This window comes from Streptomyces sp. JN8 (genome assembly GCF_055808075.1).
Map to the genome: position 1 here is coordinate 2,931,728 of NZ_CM147852.1, position 19,514 is coordinate 2,951,241.

Genomic DNA, 19,514 nt, shown 5'->3' on the forward strand with positions numbered 1-19,514 from the left:
GCACACCGCTTGCTACGTTGCGGCCATGACCGCACCGCGCACGGACGCTCCCCCTCCCGGGGTACGCACGCCGAAGCGCCGCGGCGTGGAACTCTCCCTCCTCGTCTGCGCCGTCCTCATCTGCGTCTTCGGGTACGCCGAGGTCGGCCTCGCCCGCAGCGGGGCGGTACCGCCGGACGCCGTGCGCTACGGGACCGGACTCGGCCTGCTCGCGCTCGTCGCCCATCTCGCGGTCCGGTTCCGCGCTCCCTTCGCCGATCCGCTGCTCCTGCCGATCGCGGTCCTGCTCAACGGCCTGGGCCTGGTGCTGATCTACCGGCTCGACCTGGAGACGCCGAAGGACCAGGCGGCGGCGACGCAGCTGATCTGGTCCACGCTGGGCGTCGCGCTGTTCATCGTGGTCGTCCTGCTGCTGCGCGACCATCGCGCGCTCCAGGGGTACGCCTACGTGTCGGTGGCCGCCGCGCTCGCCCTGATGATCCTGCCGATCTTCTTCCCCGCGGTGAACGGCGCCAAGATCTGGATCCGGCTGGGCGGCCTCTCCTTCCAGCCCGGCGAGTTCGCCAAGATCCTGCTGGCGGTCTTCTTCGCCGCGTACCTCGCCGCCAACCGCAACGCGCTCGCGTACACGGGCCGCCGGATCTGGAGGTTCCAGTTCCCGACCGGGCGGGTGCTCGGTCCGATCGTGGCGATCTGGCTGCTGAGCGTCGGCGTGCTCGTCCTGGAACGGGACCTCGGCACCTCACTGCTCTTCTTCGGCCTCTTCGTGATCATGCTGTACGTGGCGACCGGCCGGACCGGCTGGATCGCCGTCGGGCTCGTCCTCGCCGCGGCCGGGGCCTTCCTCGTCGGCTCGCTCGAACCGCACGTGCACAGCCGGGTGCAGGACTGGCTCGACCCCTTCGCCTCGATCCGCGCGGGGGACGGACCCGGGCAGCTCGCCCAGTCGCTGTTCTCGTTCGCGGCGGGCGGGATGCTCGGCTCGGGCCTCGGCCTCGGCCATTCCGTGCTCATCGGCTTCGCCACCAAGTCCGACTTCATCCTGGCGACCGCGGGCGAGGAGCTGGGACTCGTCGGCCTGACCGCGCTCTTCCTGCTGTACGCGCTGCTGGTCGCCCGCGGCTACCGCGCCGGCCTCTCGCTGCGGGACCCGTTCGGGCGGCTCCTCGCGATCGGGCTGGCCTCGATCGTGGCGCTCCAGGTCTTCGTCATCGCGGGCGGGGTGATGGGCCTGATCCCGCTGACCGGCATGGCGATGCCGTTCCTCGCCCAGGGAGGTTCGTCGGTGGTCACGAACTGGGTGATCGTGGCGCTCCTCATCCGGGTCAGCGACTCGGCGCGGGCACCGCAGCCGGACGACGCCGACACGGGGACGCTCGCTCCGGTGACGGAGGGCGCCGCGTGACCCGCCCGTCCGCCCGGAGGAGCCGGGCCGTGGCGCCGCACGCCGGGAGGACCCGGGCCGTCGCGCCGGGCGGCCGGAGGGGCCGGACCGCCACGCCGTCCGACCGGGTCTGTCCTGGCGTGCGGCGGCTCCGCGCCCTCCCCGAGGGGGCGGTGTGATCCGGTACGCGCGGCGGGCCGCCGCCCTCTGCCTCCTCCTCCTCGTCGCGCTCCTCGTCAACTCCGCACGCGTGATGGTCTTCGAGGCCGAGTCGCTCGACGACAACCCGGCCAACCGCCGCATCGCGATCAACCGCTACGCGCAGCCGCGCGGCGAGATCGTCGTCGACGGGAGGCCGGTCACCGGCTCCCGGGACAGCCGCCAGCAGCTGCGCTGGGAACGGACGTACCGCCAGGGCCCGTTGTACGCCCCACTCACCGGCTACGCCTCGCAGACGTACGGCACGACCCTGGTCGAGCACGCCGAGGACGCCGTCCTGTCCGGCACCGCCCCGATGCTGGCACCGCTGCCCCTCTGGAACGACCTCACCCGGGGCCGGCAGCCCGGCGGCGACGTCGTGACGACGATCCGCGCCCCCCTCCAGGAGGCCGCCTTCCGGGGCCTCGCGGGGAAGCGCGGCGCGGTCGTCGCCGTCGAGCCGCACAGCGGCCGCATCCTGGCGCTGGTCAGCTCCCCCTCGTACGACCCCGGCGTCCTCTCCGGTACGGGGGCGGGGGTCAAGGACGCCTGGCGGCGGCTCACCACCTCGCCGAACCAGCCGATGCTGAACCGGGCGCTGCGGCAGACGTACCCGCCGGGCTCCACGTTCAAGATCGTGACGGCCGCCGCGGCGCTCGACGCGGGGGTGGTGCGGGACGTGGACGCCCCGACGGACACGCCGGACCCGTTCGTGCTGCCCGGCACCCGGCAGGTGCTGCCGAACGAGGCGGAGGGCTGCGCCGACGCGTCCCTCGCCTACGCGATCCAGTGGTCCTGCAACACGGTGATGGCGGGGCTGGGCGTGAAGGTGGGCCTGGAGGGGATGGTCGACTCCGTGGAGCGGTTCGGCTTCAACGACACGGGGCTGCGGGTGCCGTCCTGGGTGGCGAAGTCGAACTTCGACCGGCAGATGAGCCCGGACCAGCTCGCGCTGTCGTCGATCGGGCAGTTCGACACGACGGCGACGCCGCTGCAGATGGCGCTCGTGGCGTCGGCCGTCGCCAACAACGGGGAGATCGCCCAGCCGTACCTCGTCGACCGGACGACGACCTCCGGCGGGACCACGGTCGACCGCACGGGCCGGCGCAGCTACCGGCAGGCGATGAACCCCGCGACGGCGATGCAGCTCCAGCGGCTGATGGTGAAGGCGGTGATGGAGGGGACGGGCACGAACGCGGCCATCCCCGGGGCGCGGGTGGGCGGCAAGACCGGCACGGCGCAGCACGGCTTCGGCAACACCGGGACCCCGTACGCCTGGTTCATCGCCTGGGCGCAGGCGGAGGACGCGGCCCAGCCGGCGGTCGCGGTGGCGGTGGTCGTCGAGGACGCGGAGGCGTCCCGTACGGACATCAGCGGGGGCGGCAGCGCGGCGCCGATCGCGAAGGCGGTGATGGAGGAGGCGCTCCGCCTGGAGGCGGAGACCCGGAGGTGAGGCGGCGGCCGCGCCACGGCGCTCTCCACCCCGTCCCGTGCCCTCCACCCCGTCACGTGCCCTCGGCGCCGTCCGCGCCCTCGGCGCTCTCCACCCCGCCCCGTGCCCTCGGCGCCGTCCGCGCCCGCGGCGCTCTCCACCCCGCCCCGCACCCGCGGCGCCCGCGGCGCCCGCCGTCCGTCCCGTCCTCAGCCGGCGATCGGCTTGCGGACCTCCGCGCGGATCTTGGCCGTCTTCTCGGCGAGGTCCTCCAGGTCGATGTCCTTCGGGTCGCCGGAGGCCGACTCCAGGGTGACGAGGGCGACGGCGGCCGCGGTGTTGTCGTCGCCCCAGGCGCACATGGGGAGGTTCGTCCTGTCGAGTCCGTTCCCCGTCGTGGTGACCTGGCACCGGACGGTGACCCCGTATCCGGCGGGGGTGAAGTCCCGGGGCCCGACGACGAGCTTGGAGTCCTTCTCCGTGGCGGCGCCCCTGAGGATGGAACTCCGGGTGGAGGAGCCGCTCTTGATGCGGCCGTAGAGCCCGGAGAGGACGAGCACCGAGTCGTCCTCTCCGGTGTACTGCCCGACCGCCGCCGTGGCGTCCTTCACCGTGAAGTCGGGGGTGTCCTCGATCTCCTTGCCCTGGCTGTCGGACAGGTCGGAGGCCAGGGTGAAGTCGCCGGCGAGAAGGGTCTTGGGGACGACCAGCTTGTGGGTCGCCTCGGGGAAGTCGCCCATGACGCCGTCGAGTCCGGCCTTGACGCCGTAGCCGAGGCCCGCGACCACGACCAGCGAGCCGACGACGATGGCGACGATCGCGCCCGACGACAGCTTCTTCTTCGGCGGGGGTCCCGTCGGCGGCTGCCCCCAGCCGCCGGGCCCGGGCCCCGGGCCGTACTGCGGCGGAACGCCGTACGGGGGGTGGCCGTGCGGGGGGTGGCCGTGCGGGGGGAAGCCCTGCGGTGCGCCGAACGCGCCGGGCTGCTGCGGGGGCGGTACGGGTCCGCCGTACGGCTGCGGGGACGGCGGCTGGCTCGGCGGTGGCGGCATGCTCATGACGGTCACGCTACGTCAGGCGTCGGACAACGCGTGTCCCCGGGCCGGGGCACGGCCCCGCGCGGCCGGACCGGCCCCGGATCCCGGCACCGTCCGGCCCGGATCCCGGCCGGGCTCCCGGCCCGGGCGGTGCCGGGGCCGCGGCGCGATCGGGTTCGGACCGCCCGTCTCCGCCGCGGCGTCACCGCTCCGCCGCACCCCTCACTCCCCCGCCTCAGCCCTGCTCCTCCGCCGTGTCCCCACTCCTCCGCCGTGCACCTGCTCCTCCGCCGTGCCCGCGGCGATCGCGTCCGCGACCTCCTCGACGCGGGCCTGCTCCTCCCTGGCGAAGCGCTCCGCGTCGAGCTGTTCCGCGATCTCCTCGTCCTGGGTCATGAGGAGGTCGAGGTTGGAGTCGCCGAGGTCGAAGACGCCCATGTCCAGATAGGCCTTCTGAAGGCGCTCGCCCCAGAGTCCGATGTCCTTGACGCAGGGGACGATCCGGCTGAAGAGCAGCTTGCGGAAGAGGTGCAGGAACTCGCTCTGCTCGGTCAGCTCCTCCGCCTCCTTCCGCGGGATGCCGAAGTCGTCCAGGACCTCGACGCCGCGCAGCCGGTCGCGCATCAAGTAGCAGCCCTCGATGACGAACTCCTCGCGCTCGCGGAGCTCGGCGTCGGACAGCTGCTTGTAGTAGTCGCGCAGCGCCATCCGGCCGAAGGCGACGTGCCGGGCCTCGTCCTGCATCACGTACGCGAGGATCTGCTTCGGCAGCGGCTTGTCGGTGGTGTCGCGGATCATGCCGAAGGCGGCGAGGGCGAGCCCCTCGATCAGGACCTGCATGCCGAGGTAGGGCATGTCCCAGCGGGAGTCGCGCAGGGTGTCGCCGAGGAGGCTCTGCAGGTTGTCGTTGATCGGGTAGAGCATGCCGATCTTCTCGTGGAGGAACCGGCCGTAGATCTCCGCGTGCCGGGCCTCGTCCATGGTCTGGGTGGCCGAGTAGAACTTGGCGTCCAGATCGGGCACGGACTCGACGATCCGGGCGGCGCAGACCATGGCGCCCTGCTCGCCGTGGAGGAACTGGCTGAACTGCCAGGAGGAGTAGTGCCGGCGCAGGTCGCCCTTGTCCTTCTCGGTCATCTTCGCCCAGTGGCGGGTGCCGTGGAGGGTCAGGACCTCGTCGGGCGTGCCGAGGGGGTCGTACGGGTCGACCTCCAGGTCCCAGTCGATCCGGGTGGCGCCGTCCCACTGCTTGTCCTTGCCCTTCTGGTAGAGGGCGAGGAGGCGGTCGCGGCCGGCGTCCGCCATGTCGTATTCCCAGCTGAAGCGGGCGGCGCCGGTGGCGGGGACCTGCCAGCTCGATCCGGACGGGGCCGTGGTGTAGAGGTCGCGCGTCGACACTGACGCCTCCTTGGGGGGTCGGGCCTTCCCGTGGTGCGAGTCCTGCGGCCCAGGCTCACACGGTGCTAGACGGATCGTCAACAAGTCGCGCACAGGGGATTGACGGTCCTACTGACGGGGAGTCTGATAAGAGGTGCCCACCGGTGATACGTCACGCCGTCGCGACGAGCACAGCGAGGTTCGGACCCATGACCCCCTTCACCGAGTCCGCCGAGCCGGACTTCAGCCTCCTCCGGGACGCCCTGGGGCCGCTGCGCGACCGCGAGCAGGTCGCCCAGCGCCTCCTGGAGTCGTCCCGGAAGCACTCCTACGACCCGGACGTCGAGCTCGACTGGGACGCGCCGTTCGAGGACGGCAAGTGGTTCTGGCCGCCCGAGCTGCTCTCCCTGTACGACACCCCGCTGTGGCACCGGATGTCCGAGGAGCAGCGGATCGCGCTCTCGCGCCACGAGGCGGCCTCGCTCGCGTCCCTCGGGGTCTGGTTCGAGATCATCCTGATGCAGCTGCTCGTCCGGCACATCTACGACAAGTCCCTGACCAGCCATCACGTCCGGTACGCGCTGACCGAGATAGCGGACGAGTGCCGGCACTCGATGATGTTCGCGCGGATGATCCAGCGGGGCGGGACCCCGGCGTACCCGGTGCCGAGGATCTACCACAACCTCGCACGCGTGCTGAAGACCGTCTCCACCACCCCGGGCTCGTTCGCCTCGACGCTGCTCGGCGAGGAGATCCTCGACTGGATGCAGCGGCTGACCTTCCCGGACGAGCGGGTGCAGACCCTGGTGCGCGGGGTGACCCGTATCCACGTGGTCGAGGAAGCCCGGCACGTGCGGTACGCCCGCGAGGAGCTGCGCCGCCAGATGGTGACCGCGCCGCGGTGGGAGCAGGAGTTCACCCGGCTCAGCTGCGGCGAGGCGGCGCGGGTCTTCTCGACGTGCTTCGTCAACCCGCGGGTGTACGAGGCGGTCGGACTGGACCGGCGCGAGGCGGTCGCGCAGGTCCGGGCGAGCGGCCACCGGCGCGAGGTCATGCAGTCCGGCGCACGCCGCCTGACGGACTTCCTGGACGACATCGGGGTGCTCCGGGGCCCCGGACGACGGCTGTGGAAGTCCTCGGGACTGCTGGCCTGAGCGCCCGCGCGGGGGACGGCCGGGTGTCGTTCGGAGGGAGCGCACCGGGGGGCGGCGGTGTCGGGTGCCGGCCCGCGTACCCGGGGGCGGCGCCGGGGCGCCCCGCTACGCTGCGCAGCATGACTGCCGCCGCCACCCCCGCGTACCGCAGGCTCAGCGTCGAGGCACGCCGCGGCCAGCTCCTCGAAGCCGCCCAGGAGCTCTTCGCCCACCGCACCCCGGAGGACGTCTCCCTCGACGACGTGGCCGAGGCGGCCGGCGTCTCACGGCCCCTCGTCTACCGCTACTTCCCCGGCGGCAAGCAGCAGCTGTACGAGGCCGCCCTCCGTTCCTCCGCCGACGCCCTCGCCCACTGCTTCGCCGAACCCGCCGTCGGACCCCCGACGGAGCGGCTCGGTCGGGTGCTCGACCGCTACCTGGCCTTCGTGGACGAGCACGACGCGGGTTTCAGCGCCCTTCTGCGCGGCGGCAGCGTCGCGGAGACCTCCCGCACCACGGCGATCGTCGACGAGGTCCGCCGCGGCGCCGCCGAGCAGATCCTCGTCCACCTCGGGGTGGAGCGGCCGGGCCCCCGCCTCCGCATGCTGGTCCGCACGTGGATCGCGGCCGTGGAGGCGGCCTCCCTGATCTGGCTCGACGAGGACAAGCGGCCCCCGGCCCTCGACCTGCGGGAGTGGCTGGTGGACCACCTCGTCGCCCTGCTCGCCGCGAGCACGGCGAGCGACGAGGAGACGGCGCGGGTGGTCGCACGCCTCCTCGCCCAGGAGACGCCCGAGGGGCCCGTGGCCCGACTGGCCCGCCGGGTGATCCCGGTGGTGGGCGAGGCGGCCCACCTGCTCTGAGCCGGAACGGGGACCGGAGGGGACACTGGAGGGGTGAGAAGCGAGAACACCCCCTTCCGTGGCGGCCCCCTCGACGGCCGGGTCCTGCCGATCCTGCTCGGCCCGACCGGCCATCCGCCGAAGTGGTACGAGATCCCGGTCCCGGCCCACCACGGGAACCCCCCGACCCTCGTCACCTACCGGCGCGAGCCGGCGGGCTACACGAAGCGCCTGGGCCTCCAGCGCGGCTGGGTCTACGCGTACGCCCCCGAGGGCCGCGAGCGGCGCGAGCTGAAGTGGCCGTGGTCGAAGCCGGGCGCCGGCACGCCCGCTCCCCCGGACACCGCTGGGCCGAAGGAGTGAGGCCGCCGGACGCGCCCTTGTTCGTACGGTAATCGGATGAAGTGACGCGTCATCATCCCCGTGGAGGTGGTGACGTGTCACGGAGCCTGCTGCGCACGGTCTGTACGGCGGCGCTGGCCGCTGCGACCGCCCTCACGGGCGTCCTCCCGGCGGGAGCCGCCGCGCCGGACCCGCCGGCCGACCCCCCGGTGGAGGCCCCGATCGCCTGGGCGGACCCGTCCGCGGAACCCGTGGAACCGGTGGACCCGGACGCCGGGGCGGATACCGAGGCCGGGGCGGACACGGACCCGGGTGCCGTCCCCGACACCGACCCGACCGCACCGCCGACGACGCCGGCGGCCACCGGCGCGCTGCCCGAGGCGACCGAGGGGACGGCTCCCGGAGGTCGCGACCCGGCGGACGCCGCCGACCCAGCCGGCTCCGGCGAGTCCGGCGACCCGGCCGGCCCGAGCGCGTCGGACCCGCCCGCCGCTCCCCCCGCCGACGACGACGCGGCCGCGCTCCCTCCCCCCGGCGGCGACTCCGTCACCGCCCTCCTCACCCGGATGCGGACCCTCTACCGGCAGGCCGAGGAGGCGACCGAGCGGTACAACGCCGCCGAGGAGGCGCTGAAGCTCCAGACCGCCGACACCGGGAAGGTCACCGCCCGGCTCACCGCGGCCCGCACGGCACTCGCGCAGGGGCGCGCCGCGGCCGGGCGGATCGCCCGGGACCAGTACCAGGGCAGGTCCGAGTTCTCCTCCTACCTGGGGCTGCTGTTCGCGCCGGACTCCCGGGCGGCCTTCGACCAGGGCCATCTGATGGCGCGGGCCACCCGCGACCGGGCCACGGCGGTGGCCCGGCTGGAGAAGGCCGAGCGGCAGGCCGGCAGCCTGGCCTCCGCGTCCCGCAAGGCCCTCGACCGGCAGCAGACCCTCGCCGCAGCCCAGCGGACGCGGCGCGACGAGGTGCGGGCCCGGCTCACGGAGGTCGAGAAGCTGCTCGCCGCGCTCTCCCCCGACCAGCTGGCCCGGCTCACCGAGCTGGAGCGGGTCCAGACGGCCGGGGCGCAGCGGGAGCTGCTCGACTCCGGTGTCCTGGCGGGCCGTCGCACCCCGTCCGGGGCGGGCGCGGAGGCCCTGCGGTTCGCGGTGGAGCAGATCGGCAAGCCGTACGAGTGGGGGGCGGAGGGCCCGGAGACGTACGACTGCTCGGGGCTGACCCAGCAGGCCTGGGCGGCGGCGGGCCGGACGGTGCCGCGGACCAGTCAGGAGCAATGGGCGACACTCCCCCGGGTGTCCCTCGGCGAGCTCCGCCCCGGGGACCTGGTGGTGTACTTCCCCGGCGCGACGCACGTGGCGGTCTACCTCGGCGAGGGCCTCGTGGTGCAGGCGCCGCGGCCCGGCGGCAAGGTGAAGGTCTCCCCGATCGCGGCGAACCCGCTGCTCGGGGCGGTGCGCCCGGATCCGGACGGGGAGGCCCTGGCCTCGTACGCGCCGCCGCCGCTGCCGGCCGGGGCGCGGGACGGGGCGGACGAGGGGTACGACCACGGCTGACCGCCGGCACCGGCCCTCGCCGCACCCGACGCCCCGCACGGGCCGGGCGCACCGGTCACGTCCGACCCATCGCAGGGGCCGGACGCCCCGCTCACACCCGGCTCACCGCACGGACCGGAAGCCCCGGTCTCACGTCCGCCTCACCGCAGGGGCCGGGCGCACCGGTCACACCCGACCCACCGCGGGCCGGACACTCGGTCCCGCCCGGCTCGCGACGCGGCCCGGACGCCCGGCTCCGCGTCCGGGTCGGGTGGACCCGTCAGGCTCCGGCGACCGAGGCCAGGTACGCGTTCGTCTTCTCCGGGTCGAAGAAGAAGTTCTCGAAGTCCGACGGGTCGTTGAAGCCGTTCGCGAAGCGGTCGGCGACCGGCTGGAGCTGGCCCGCGGCGCCCAGGAGGTTCAGGACGTGCTCCGGCGGGGGCGCCAGCATGGCGTTCGTCCACTTGGTGACGTGCTGCGCCGTCCGCCAGTAGCGGTCGAACGCGGACCGCATCCACTCCTCGTCGAAGGGCCGGTCGCCCTGCTCGACGATGGCCGCCAGGTAGGCCGCCGCGCACTTCGACGCCGAGTTCGAACCCTGGCCGGTGATCGGGTCGTTGGCCACGACCACGTCGGCCACGCCGAGGACGAGTCCGCCGCCGGGGAGGCGGCCGATCGGGTTGCGGACGGTCGGGGCGTACCGGCCGGCGAGGGTGCCGCCCGCGTCGGTCAGTTCGACCTTCGTCGCCCGCGCGTACTCCCAGGGCGTGAACCGCTCCATCAGCTCCAGCGTGAGCGAAAGGTGCTCGGCCGGGTCCTTGACGCCCTTGAAGGCGTCGATCGGTCCGCCGGGGACGCCCTCCCAGAAGAGGATGTCCGCGCGGCCGCCGGTGGTCAGCGTCGGCATGACGAACAGCTCGCCGACACCGGGGACCACGTTGCACCGCACCGCGTCGAAGTCCGGGTGCTCCGGGCGCGGGCCGAGGCCGTGGACGTACGCGACGGCCAGCGCGCGCTGCGGCTCGCTGTACGGCGAGCGCGACTCGTCCCGGCCGAACATCGAGACCAGCTCGCCCTTGCCCGCGGCGACGAGCACCAGGTCGTAGCTCCGCGAGAAGTAGTCCAGGTCGCCGACGGCCGCGCCGTGTATCACCAGCTGGCCGCCGCGCTGGGCGAAGGTCTCCATCCAGCCGGCCATCTTCACCCGCTGGTCGACCGACTGCGCGAACCCGTCGAGCCTGCCGACCCAGTCGATCGCGCGGGACGAGTCGGGCGCGGCGACCGAGACGCCGAGGCCCTCGATGCGGGGCGCCTGCGACTCCCAGAAGTCGAGGCCGAGGTCCCGCTCGTGCTGGAGCGCGGTGTGGAACATGCACTGGGTGGACATGACCCGGCCGGCCCGGATCTCGTCCGCCGTCCGGTTCGACATGAGGGTGACCTCGTACCCCGACGACTGGAGTCCGAGGGCGAGCTGCAGACCGGACTGGCCGGCGCCGACTATGAGTATCTTCCGCATGGGTGGTGCTCCTGGCGTGACGGGGAGAGCGGGGCGATCTATTCGGGGGTGTGCTCGAGCGCGTGCGCGACCATCGCGAGCAGGCTCTCGACGACGCTGTACCGCTTGCGCGCGTCCATGATCACCACGGGGACGTCCGCGGGCACGGTCAGCGCCTCCCGGACGTCCTCCGCCGCGAACAGCTCGGTGCCCTCGAAGTGGTTGACGGCCACGATGTACGGCAGTCCGCAGCTCTCGAAGTAGTCGAGGGCCGGGAAGCAGTCCGTGAGCCGCCGCGTGTCCGCCAGCACGATCGCGCCGATCGCCCCGCGGACCAGGTCGTCCCACATGAACCAGAAGCGCTGCTGTCCCGGCGTGCCGAAGACGTACAGCACCAGGTCGTTGTCGAGGGTGATCCGGCCGAAGTCCATCGCCACCGTGGTGGTGAGCTTGTCCGGCGTGGCGGTGAGGTCGTCGGTGTCCTCGCTCGCCCGGGTCATCAGCGCCTCGGTCTGGAGCGGGGTGATCTCCGAGACCGCGCGGACGAAGGTGGTCTTGCCGACGCCGAAGCCGCCCGCGACGACGATCTTCGTCGCTATCGGGGCACGGGTGTGGTCCAGCTGCCAGTCCTGCGCGCCGTCCTCGGCGTCCGGTCCGGCCGGGTCCGCTCCGGGCGCGGCCGACGCGGTCGTATCTCGCTGGAAGAGGTTGGCCGCGGGGGCCTGGGGCTGCGCGGGGATGCCCGTCACCGGCGATCCGGTGTCGGCATCGGAGACGGCGGAGGCGTCAGAGACGACGGAGTCCACTCAGCACCCTTTCGAGGAGCGCGCGGTCGGGCTGTCCGGTGCCGTGACCGGTCCCGTACACACGGATCTTTCCCTGGTCGGCCAGGTCGCTGAGAAGCACCCGGACGACCCCCAACGGCATCTTCAGAAGTGCCGAGATCTCCGCGACCGTCCTCATCCGGCGGCAGATCTCGACGATGGCCCGCATCTCGGGCATCAGGCCCCGGGCGCCCGGCCCGCCGTCCGTCAGGACCTTGCGCACGGCGGGCGCTTCGAGCGCCGCCACGAAGGTCTCGACGAGCAGGACGTGGCCGAAGCGGGTCCGTCCACCGGTCAGCGAGTACGGGCGTACGCGCGCGGGGCGGCGCCCGTCCCCGCGGACGGGCAGCCGGTGGACGTGGTGCAGCGGGTAGGCCGAGGACGCGGACGTCACTGGGTGCTCTCCATCGATTTGCGCAGCTCACTGCGGACTTCGGGGGTGAGTACGTGACCGGCGCGGCCCACGAAGAGCGCCATGTGGTAGGCCACCACGCTCATGTCGCAGTCGGGTGCGGCGTGCACCCCGAGCAGCGAACCGTCGCTGATCGACATGACGAAGACGCTGCCCTCCTCCATCGCCACCATGGTCTGCTTGACCCCGCCGCCGTCCATCAGGCGCGCGGCGCCGATGGTCAGGCTGCCGATGCCGGAGACGATGGTGGCCAGGTCGGCGCTGGAGCCGCGCGGCCCGTGCGGACGGCCGGCTTCGGCGGCGGCCGTCGTGCCTTGCTGGGTGGCCGGGTCGGACGAGAGCAGCATCAGGCCGTCGGAGGAGACGACGGTGACCGAGTGGACCCCGGGCACCTCCTCCACCAGGTTCCCCAGCAGCCATTGCAGGTTGCGGGCTTCCGTGCTCAGTCCGTACGTTCCCGTCGCAGTCAACTGCGTGCCTCCTCGACTGTGTCCCCCGTCTTCTCCTCTGTGCGCGCCGGCCCTTCGTCGGCTATCCGTGCCGTCTCGATCTCCGCCTCGACGTCGCGGCGCCCGGCCTTGGCCCCCTGGTGGAAGCCGCCGAGGCGGCGGCGCAGGGCCTCCGCGTCCACACCGCCCTGGCGGGGGGTGGCGGCGGGGCCGGTGGGGCGGACCACCTGCGGGGTCCGCTTGGGCAGCCCCTTGTCGGTGACGCGCTCCGCCTGCGGGGTCCGCTGCCCGGGAACCGGCTGGTCGACGACCGGCTCGGGGGCGGCGGGAGCCTGCGGCTCCTCGTGCGGGGAGGGGGCGGTGGCGTCCGCCGACCTCTCGTGGGCGTCCGGCTCCGGCGGCGGGTCGGGCAGCCGGACCTGGAGCGTGGTCTCGGAGACGCTCTCGCCGAGGGGCGCGGGCTCGTCGAAGGACGCGGGCCCGGCCTCGGGGAACGGCGCCGGCTCGGCGTACGCGGCCGGGGCGTCGGTGTACGCGGCCTCGGGCTCGGCGTACGGAGCTTCCGTCCCGGGCTCGGCGTACGCGGCTTCCGCCTCGGGCCGACGGGTCGCCTCCTCGGCGGGCTCCGGGGCCGTCCGCCCGCTCGTCGCCGTCGCCTCCGCCGCCAGGAACGCCCGCTCGGCCGCCTCCACGAGGGGGTCGCGGTTCCGGGACGGCAGCGTGTTGGAGTTGGCCTCGGCCGCCGAGCCGGGCAGCTGGATCGCGGGCGCCCCGCCCGTCGTCCGTACGGGCTCGGTCACGGTGGTCGGCAGGGCGGCGGGGAGCAGCGGCTCCGGCAGGACGACGACGGCCGCGGTGCCGCCCGACTGCTGCTCGCGCAGCTCGACGCGGACTCCGTGGCGGGCGGCGAGGAGGGCGATGACCCGCATGCCGAGGCCCTCGCCCTCGAAGGCGGCGGGCTCGCCGTCGGCCAGGCTCGCGTTGAGTTCGGCGAGGCGGGCGGGCGTCATGCCGATGCCCGCGTCCTGCACGGAGAGCATGACCTCGCCGGACTCCAGGAGCCAGCCGGAGAGCTGGACCTCCGCGTCGGGCGGCGAGAAGGAGGTGGCGTTCTCCAGGAGCTCGGCGACGAGGTGGCTGAGGTCGTCCGCGGCGAAGCCGGCGATCTGGGCGTGCGGCGGCAGGGACTGGATGGTGACCCGCTCGTACCGCTCGATCTCGCTGACGGCGGCGCGCAGCACGTCGACCAGCGGGACGGGGCCGGCGTGGCCGTGGACGTGCTCGTGCCCGGCGAGGACGAGGAGGTTCTCGCTGTGGCGGCGCATGACGGTCGCCATGTGGTCGAGCTTGAAGAGGGTCGCGAGGCGGTCCGGGTCCTGCTCGCGCTCCTCCAGCTTCTCGATGACGCCGAGCTGTCGTTCGACGAGTCCGAGGCTGCGCAGCGAGAGGTTGACGAAGGTGTGGTGGACGGTGCCCCTGAGCCGTTCGAGCTCGGCGGTCAGGAGCGCGACCTGGCCCTGCAGATCTGCTCGCTGGGCGGCGAGCTGGGCGCCGAGCGCCTCCTTGGCGGCGGCCAGGTCGGCGTGTCCGTCGGTGAGCCGCTCGGTGTGCTCGCTGAGGCCGGCGAGCTTGCCGTGCACGGTGTTCAGCGAGCGGACGACCTGGGCGAACTCGTCGTTGCGGCCGGTGAAACGGACCGGTTCCTCGGCGGTGGGGTCCGGGGCGGCGGCGAGGCGGGCGGCGCCGATCCGGAGGACGGCGAGCGGCCGGGTGAGGGTGCGGGCGACGTAGGTGGAGATGCCGATGGCGACGAGCAGGCAGCCGCCGAGGAAGGCGATGCGCAGTTCGAGGGCGGTGACGTCGTCGTCGCGGAGGGCGGCGAAGTGCTCGACCCGCTCGGCGGCGAGGCGGGACTCGACGCCCCGCATCTGCTCGATGCGGGCGGACAGGGCGGCCTCCAGGCCGGCCGCGTCGGTGCCGCGCTCGGCCTCGGTCAGCCGGGGCTGGTCGGTGAGCGCGGCGAGGGAGCGTTCGGCGCTCTTGACGTCGGGCCCGGTGACGGTGGTGGAGAGCGCGTCGCGGGCGGCGGTTCCGGCGGCCTGGTCGAAGTCGCCGAGGGCGGCGAGTTCGCGGACGCGGGCCTGCTGGGCCGCCGCGGTGAGGGTGTCGCGGGCGCGGTCGGCCTCGGCGGCGCCCGGGGGCTCCTCGGGGACGTAGGTGCCGGTCTCGGTGTCGTAGCGGACCTGGCCCGTGGGCTCGGGCTGCGGGACGGACAGGGCGGCGAGGAGCAGGCCCCGGGTGGCGGAGGCCTGTTCGACGGCGCGGGAGAGGGCGGCGGGGGCGCGGGTGGCCTCGGTGAGGGCGGTGCCGGAGGCGCGGTCCGGGGTCCGGTCGGCCAGTTCCTCGGCGAGTGCCTGGAGCTTGGTGATGATCTCCGAGTAGGCCCGGTGGGCCTCCAGGGCGGTGCCCTTGCCGGTGAGGGCGGTGCGGCGGACGGAGGGGACGCCGGCGAGGTCGCGGCGGAGCTCGGCGGAGGCGGCGGGCCGGATCTCGTCGATCTGCCGGTCGACGCGGGTGGACCGGGTGCTGGTGATCTGGCGCTTGTCCTTGGCGTCGCCGCTCTGGGCGTCGCGGCCGGCGGCGATGTAGGCGACGACCTCGTCGCGCTCGTCGGCGAGCGAGTGGGCCAGGGTGACGGCCTGCCGGTCGAGTTCGGCGAGGGTGACCAGGCTCTGGGAGTCGTTGAGCCCGGTGGAGGCGGTGAGGACCGCGGGCGCTCCGGCGGCGAGGACGGTGATGCCGACGAGGGCGACTCCGGCGACGAGGCGGTTGCGGACGCGCTTGGGCCGGCCGGCGGGGGCGCTGCCGGGGGTGGCCGGGGTGCCGTCCGCGGTCGGCACCGCACCGGGGGTCTGGCTCCGCGTGCCGTTCTTGCTCCGAGGCCGCTTCATCTGCACCGGTGCTCGCATTCTTGACTCGTCCGCCCACAAAGCAGAGGTGACGGCCGGTCACATGGAGCGCCCCCACCCCCCTGGTATGGCTTCCGACCATTCCAGCGCTTTTGGTAAGGGGGCGCGCATCGGCCGCTCCGCCACCCGAACGAGTGAACAACACTCATGAGTTGGCGAACAACTTCGGCGGGTGGGCCGGAGGGCGCCCTGAGGGTCCCCGGTTGGATCTTCCGCGCGTGCTTTGGCAGGATGCCCGCCCGCAGCTTCCCGGAGTCGGCCGCTCCGCTCCCCGGCGCTCTCCACGGGGTTGGTACAGGCCATTTCCGCGGGTTTGCAGGTCTGGTGAAGACGCGCGCCGGGATCGTCCGCCGCGCCGGGCACACTGGGGTCATGCGCAGCGATGTCGCCACCCTCCCCGGCAGCCCCGAACGCCCCAACGAGGACTGGGTGGCCGCCGCGCTGCCCGCTTCGGGGGGCGGCGGGACGGTGGTCCTCCTCGACGGTGTCACACCGCCGGCGGGTCATGACGGTTGTGTGCACACCGTGCCGTGGTTCACCGCGCGTCTCGGCGGGGCTTTGACCGAACTGTCCGCTTCCCGGCGGGACATGCCCCTGTCCGAGATCCTCTCCCGGGCAATCCGGCGCACCGCGGACGCCCATCGGGGCACCTGTGACCTTTCTCACGTGCGGACGCCTCAGGCGACGGTGGCGCTCGCCCGGTGGGACGAGGCCCGGGTCGAGTATCTGGTCCTGTCCGACTCCGTCCTCCTCCTGGAGGCGCCGGACGGGTCCGTGCGCGCCGTGGTCGACGACCGGCTCGACCACGTGCCCGACGAGGTCCTGAGGTCCCTGGCGGCGACGGACCGGCTGCGGAACAGGGAGGGCGGCTTCTTCACGGCGGCGGCCGACCCGGCGGTGGCGGGGCGGGCCGTGACGGGCACGAGTCCGCGCGCGGAGGTGCGGGCCCTGGCGGCGCTCACGGACGGGGCGGGCCGCTGGGTGGAGCTGTTCGCGGAGGGCGGCTGGGCGGACTGCTTCGGCGTCCTGCGCAAGGAGGGCGCCCTGGGGCTGCTGCACCGGGTGCGGGCCCTGGAAGCGGCGGACGCGGCGGCCGGCGGGACGCGGCGCTGGAAGCTGCACGACGACGCGACGGCGGCGCTGGTGGAGCTCGGGGAGGGCTGATCGGCGGGGCGGAGCCGGCCGGGGGGAGCGCGCCCCCGGCTCCTGCCCGTCGCGCCCCGCCGCACGTGCCGGGCCCGCCGCACCGTGCCCGCGCGCCGCGCCCCGCCGCCGGGCAGGACGCCGAGGCGCGCGCCCGCACCGGACGGGGTGGGCGTCCGCCGTTCTCAGCCCTCGGACCGCACGTTGAAGTGGTTCAGGAGACGGGCGAGTTCGGCGACCTCGGCGCGGTCCCAGTCGGCGAGCTTGCGGACGTACCGCTCGCGCCGCGCGTCCCGGACGCTCCGGAAGCGGTCCCGGCCCTCCTCGGTGAGCCGGACCAGCGAGGCCCGGCCGTCCGCCGGATCGGGGTCGCGGGCGACCAGCCCGAGGTCTTCGAGGGCCCGGAGCTGACGGCTCATGGTGGCCTTGCCGACCCCGAAGTACCCGGCCAGCTCGGTGGCCCGCTGGGGCCCGGCGTCGTCGAGGCGTACGAACAGGCCGTAGGCGGCGGGCTCCAGTTCGGGGTGGACCTCGCGGGCCATCTCGCCGGACTGGGCGCGGGCGCGGCGGAGGAAGACCGCGAGTTCGCGTTCGAGCGCGAGGAACTCCCGGTCGACCCCGCCGGGCGGCGCGGGGAGGGCCCCGACGGGGGGCGCCGGGAGCGCCCCGCCGGCGGTCGGCGTCGACCCGCCTTCGCCTTCCGTACCGCTTCCGTGCACGTCAGCACCTCTCACGCGTCCTCCGGCGACCCGCCGACGGCTTTCCAGCCGCTGAAAGTTTCTTCCGGCCGAGGCCATCGCCGCAGCTCTTCCAGTATTTCGCAGGAGTAGACCAACGGCGGTATCCGGGCCCCCTTCCATGGGCCGGGTCTACGTGCGTAGCGTCGTCCACGACACCCGTTCTGACATGTCCACACCATGATGCGACGGGTGTCCAGGACCGCCGACCCCGCTCCCCCCACCGATCCTTTCGGAGGCACGCGATGCGTGTGCACAGATCCGGAACGACCCTCGCCGGCGCCGCGCTCGCGGCCCTGGCCCTCCTCGCCCCCCTCGCCACCTCGGCCGGAGCCGCCCAGGACCCGGCCGCCGCCGGGACGCCCCCGCGCGGCTCCGCCAGCATGGGCATGGGCGTCCTCGCGCACGACGGGCGCGGCACCGCCCCCGGCGGCGTCTCGGCCCAGGCCGTCCAGACCGAGGGCGTGGACGTCTCCAGCCACCAGGGCAACGTCGCCTGGTCCACCCTGTGGAACAGCGGCGTCAGGTGGGCCTACGTCAAGGCGACGGAGGGCACCTTCTACAAGAACACCTCCTTCACCCAGCAGTACACCGGCTCGTACAACGTCGGCATGATCAGGGGCTCGTACCACTTCGCCACCCCGGACACCGCATCGGGCACGGCCCAGGCCGACTACTTCGTCGACAACGGCGGGGGCTGGTCGAAGGACGGCCGGACGCTGCCGGGCGCGCTCGACATCGAGTGGAACCCGTACGGCGCGACCTGCTACGGCAAGACCCAGGCCGGGATGGTGTCCTGGATCCGCGACTTCGTGAACCGCTACAAGGCCAGGACCGGCCGGGACCCCGTCATCTACACCGCGACCAGCTGGTGGACGCAGTGCACCGGCAACTCCTCCGCCTTCTCCTCGGTCAACCCGCTGTGGATCGCGCGGTACGCCTCGACGGTGGGCGAACTCCCGGCCGGCTGGCAGTACTACACGATGTGGCAGTACACCTCCACCGGCCCGACGGTCGGCGACCACAACCACTTCAACGGCGACCTCTCGCGGGTGCAGGCGCTCGCCAACGGCTGAGGCCACCCGCACGGCAGCGGTCCCCGGGTGCGCGGCGCCCCGGGGGCCGCTCCGGCTTTTCCGGCCCTCCCCCTTGCCTATTGGTATGGACCAATGCGAGGCTCTACGGCGATCGCCCGGGATTCAACTTCCGTGTGCTCAGCGCGCGTTGCTCATCCGTCCTCCCCCACGCACGAGAGAGAGCCCCCGCATGCCGTCCACCCGCCGCACCGCAGCCGGCGTCGCCGCCCTGTCGGCCGCCGCAGCCCTCGTCACGCTCACCCCGACGACCGCCAGCGCCCACGGAGCCGTCTTCAACCCCGTGAGCCGCGTCGCGGCCTGTTACGCGGAGGGCCCCGAGACCCCCAAGTCGCAGGTGTGCAAGGACCTCGTCGCCGACTCCGGCACCCAGCCGCTCTACGACTGGAACGAGGTCAACATCGCCAACGCCGCGGGGCAGCACCAGGCCCTCATCCCGGACGGCAAGCTCTGCTCCGCGAACCGCGCGAAGTACCGGGCGCTCGACTGGGCGCGCACCGACTGGCCGGCGACGGCGGTCGCGGCGGGCGGCTTCGACTTCAAGGTCCGGGTCACCGCCGCCCACGCCGGCACGATGACCGTCTACATCACCAAGCAGGGCTTCGACCCCACGCAGCCGCTGAAGTGGTCGGACCTGGACGCGACCCCCGTCGCCGTCTACAACACCACCCGCACCGCGACCGACGGCTACTACACCTTCACGGGCAACCTCCCCGCCCGCACCGGCCGGCACATCGTCTACAAGGTGTGGCAGCGCAACGACAGCCCCGAGGCCTTCTACAGCTGCTCGGACGTCACCTTCGGCGGTGCGGCGGCCCAGCCGGCCGCCGCGAAGGCGCAGGCCCCGAGCGAGGCGAAGATCGCGGCAGGGGCGTCGCTGTCCACCGTGAGCCACGCGGGCCACGGCGGCGACGAGCAGGCCCCGGCCCTCTCGGCCGAGTCGGCCGCGACCCCGTCCTCGCCGCTGCCCACGGCCCTCGCGGGCGCGGGCGCCCTCGCCGTCTTCGGCGCGGGCAGCCTCCTCCTGGGCCGCCGCCGCAGGACCTCGGCCTCGTAGCCGTGGTCCTCGCTCGGGCCGGCCGACCGCATCCGGCCCGGGCGACGCGGCCCC

Annotated in this window: 17 protein-coding genes; 9 read left to right on the forward strand and 8 right to left on the reverse strand. The window is 73.9% G+C overall.

All coding sequences use genetic code 11. From position 1 onward, the window contains the following. Window positions 1-25: 25 nt before the first annotated feature. Together ACY0MR_RS12480 and ACY0MR_RS12485 are read left to right on the forward strand one after the other, a co-directional pair. Window positions 26-1,405 carry an FtsW/RodA/SpoVE family cell cycle protein gene (locus tag ACY0MR_RS12480; RefSeq protein WP_388793466.1) on the forward strand — a complete coding sequence of 460 codons (1,380 nt, stop codon included), beginning with the start codon at window positions 26-28 and terminating at the stop codon, window positions 1,403-1,405. 154 nt (window positions 1,406-1,559) lie between these two features. Further along, window positions 1,560-3,035 (forward strand): penicillin-binding transpeptidase domain-containing protein, encoded by a 1,476-nt coding sequence (locus ACY0MR_RS12485; protein ID WP_473560738.1) that lies wholly within the window; start codon window positions 1,560-1,562, stop codon window positions 3,033-3,035. Window positions 3,036-3,223: 188 nt separating this feature from the next. On the opposite strand, the gene ACY0MR_RS12490 is transcribed toward ACY0MR_RS12485, so the two are convergent. Continuing rightward, entirely contained in the window at window positions 3,224-4,072 is an 849-nt protein-coding gene (locus ACY0MR_RS12490; RefSeq protein ID WP_473560740.1) for a hypothetical protein, read from the reverse strand. A gap of 201 nt (window positions 4,073-4,273) precedes the next feature. Then, window positions 4,274-5,449, reverse strand: coding sequence for a ferritin-like domain-containing protein (locus ACY0MR_RS12495; protein WP_404085471.1), 1,176 nt, complete (start codon window positions 5,447-5,449; stop codon window positions 4,274-4,276). Window positions 5,450-5,637: 188 nt separating this feature from the next. Between ACY0MR_RS12495 and ACY0MR_RS12500 the strand changes: the two genes are divergently transcribed. The 4 genes from ACY0MR_RS12500 (at window position 5,638) to ACY0MR_RS12515 (ending at window position 9,301) form a co-directional block, all read left to right on the forward strand. Next, entirely contained in the window at window positions 5,638-6,582 is a 945-nt protein-coding gene (locus tag ACY0MR_RS12500) for an AurF N-oxygenase family protein (RefSeq protein WP_473560742.1), read from the forward strand. A gap of 119 nt (window positions 6,583-6,701) precedes the next feature. Then, window positions 6,702-7,424 (forward strand): TetR/AcrR family transcriptional regulator, encoded by a 723-nt coding sequence (locus ACY0MR_RS12505; protein WP_388793456.1) that lies wholly within the window; start codon window positions 6,702-6,704, stop codon window positions 7,422-7,424. 33 nt (window positions 7,425-7,457) lie between these two features. Further along, window positions 7,458-7,766 (forward strand): hypothetical protein, encoded by a 309-nt coding sequence (locus tag ACY0MR_RS12510; RefSeq protein ID WP_361857381.1) that lies wholly within the window; start codon window positions 7,458-7,460, stop codon window positions 7,764-7,766. Between the two features lie 74 nt (window positions 7,767-7,840). Then, on the forward strand, window positions 7,841-9,301 hold the full coding sequence (locus ACY0MR_RS12515; RefSeq protein ID WP_473560744.1) for a C40 family peptidase: 1,461 nt from the start codon (window positions 7,841-7,843) through the stop codon (window positions 9,299-9,301). Window positions 9,302-9,560: 259 nt separating this feature from the next. Here the strand turns inward: ACY0MR_RS12515 and ACY0MR_RS12520 are convergent, their stop codons facing one another. From ACY0MR_RS12520 to ACY0MR_RS12540, 5 genes are read right to left on the reverse strand one after another with little or no spacing between them, the layout of a single operon-like run. After that, a complete protein-coding gene (locus ACY0MR_RS12520) occupies window positions 9,561-10,796 on the reverse strand; it encodes a styrene monooxygenase/indole monooxygenase family protein (protein ID WP_392205926.1) in 1,236 nt (411 codons plus the stop codon). Window positions 10,797-10,834: 38 nt separating this feature from the next. Beyond that, a complete protein-coding gene (locus ACY0MR_RS12525) occupies window positions 10,835-11,581 on the reverse strand; it encodes a GTP-binding protein (RefSeq protein WP_403311996.1) in 747 nt (248 codons plus the stop codon). Continuing rightward, window positions 11,562-11,993 carry a DUF742 domain-containing protein gene (locus ACY0MR_RS12530; protein WP_361860270.1) on the reverse strand — a complete coding sequence of 144 codons (432 nt, stop codon included), beginning with the start codon at window positions 11,991-11,993 and terminating at the stop codon, window positions 11,562-11,564. Before ACY0MR_RS12530 ends, ACY0MR_RS12525 begins: the two co-directional genes overlap by 20 nt. Next, window positions 11,990-12,481: a roadblock/LC7 domain-containing protein gene (locus ACY0MR_RS12535; protein ID WP_148006159.1), complete on the reverse strand. Its 492-nt coding sequence runs from the start codon at window positions 12,479-12,481 to the stop codon at window positions 11,990-11,992. Before ACY0MR_RS12535 ends, ACY0MR_RS12530 begins: the two co-directional genes overlap by 4 nt. After that, window positions 12,478-15,429 (reverse strand): sensor histidine kinase, encoded by a 2,952-nt coding sequence (locus tag ACY0MR_RS12540; RefSeq protein ID WP_473560747.1) that lies wholly within the window; start codon window positions 15,427-15,429, stop codon window positions 12,478-12,480. Before ACY0MR_RS12540 ends, ACY0MR_RS12535 begins: the two co-directional genes overlap by 4 nt. 372 nt (window positions 15,430-15,801) lie before the next feature. Between ACY0MR_RS12540 and ACY0MR_RS12545 the strand changes: the two genes are divergently transcribed. Further along, entirely contained in the window at window positions 15,802-16,593 is a 792-nt protein-coding gene (locus ACY0MR_RS12545; RefSeq protein WP_388793446.1) for a protein phosphatase 2C domain-containing protein, read from the forward strand. 164 nt (window positions 16,594-16,757) lie between these two features. On the opposite strand, the gene ACY0MR_RS12550 is transcribed toward ACY0MR_RS12545, so the two are convergent. Next, on the reverse strand, window positions 16,758-17,291 hold the full coding sequence (locus tag ACY0MR_RS12550) for a MarR family winged helix-turn-helix transcriptional regulator (protein ID WP_403312006.1): 534 nt from the start codon (window positions 17,289-17,291) through the stop codon (window positions 16,758-16,760). Window positions 17,292-17,554: 263 nt separating this feature from the next. Between ACY0MR_RS12550 and ACY0MR_RS12555 the strand changes: the two genes are divergently transcribed. After that, entirely contained in the window at window positions 17,555-18,385 is an 831-nt protein-coding gene (locus tag ACY0MR_RS12555) for a lysozyme (protein ID WP_473560749.1), read from the forward strand. 190 nt (window positions 18,386-18,575) lie between these two features. Continuing rightward, window positions 18,576-19,460, forward strand: coding sequence for a lytic polysaccharide monooxygenase auxiliary activity family 9 protein (locus ACY0MR_RS12560; protein ID WP_388793440.1), 885 nt, complete (start codon window positions 18,576-18,578; stop codon window positions 19,458-19,460). The last annotated feature ends 54 nt before the right edge of the window (window positions 19,461-19,514 follow it).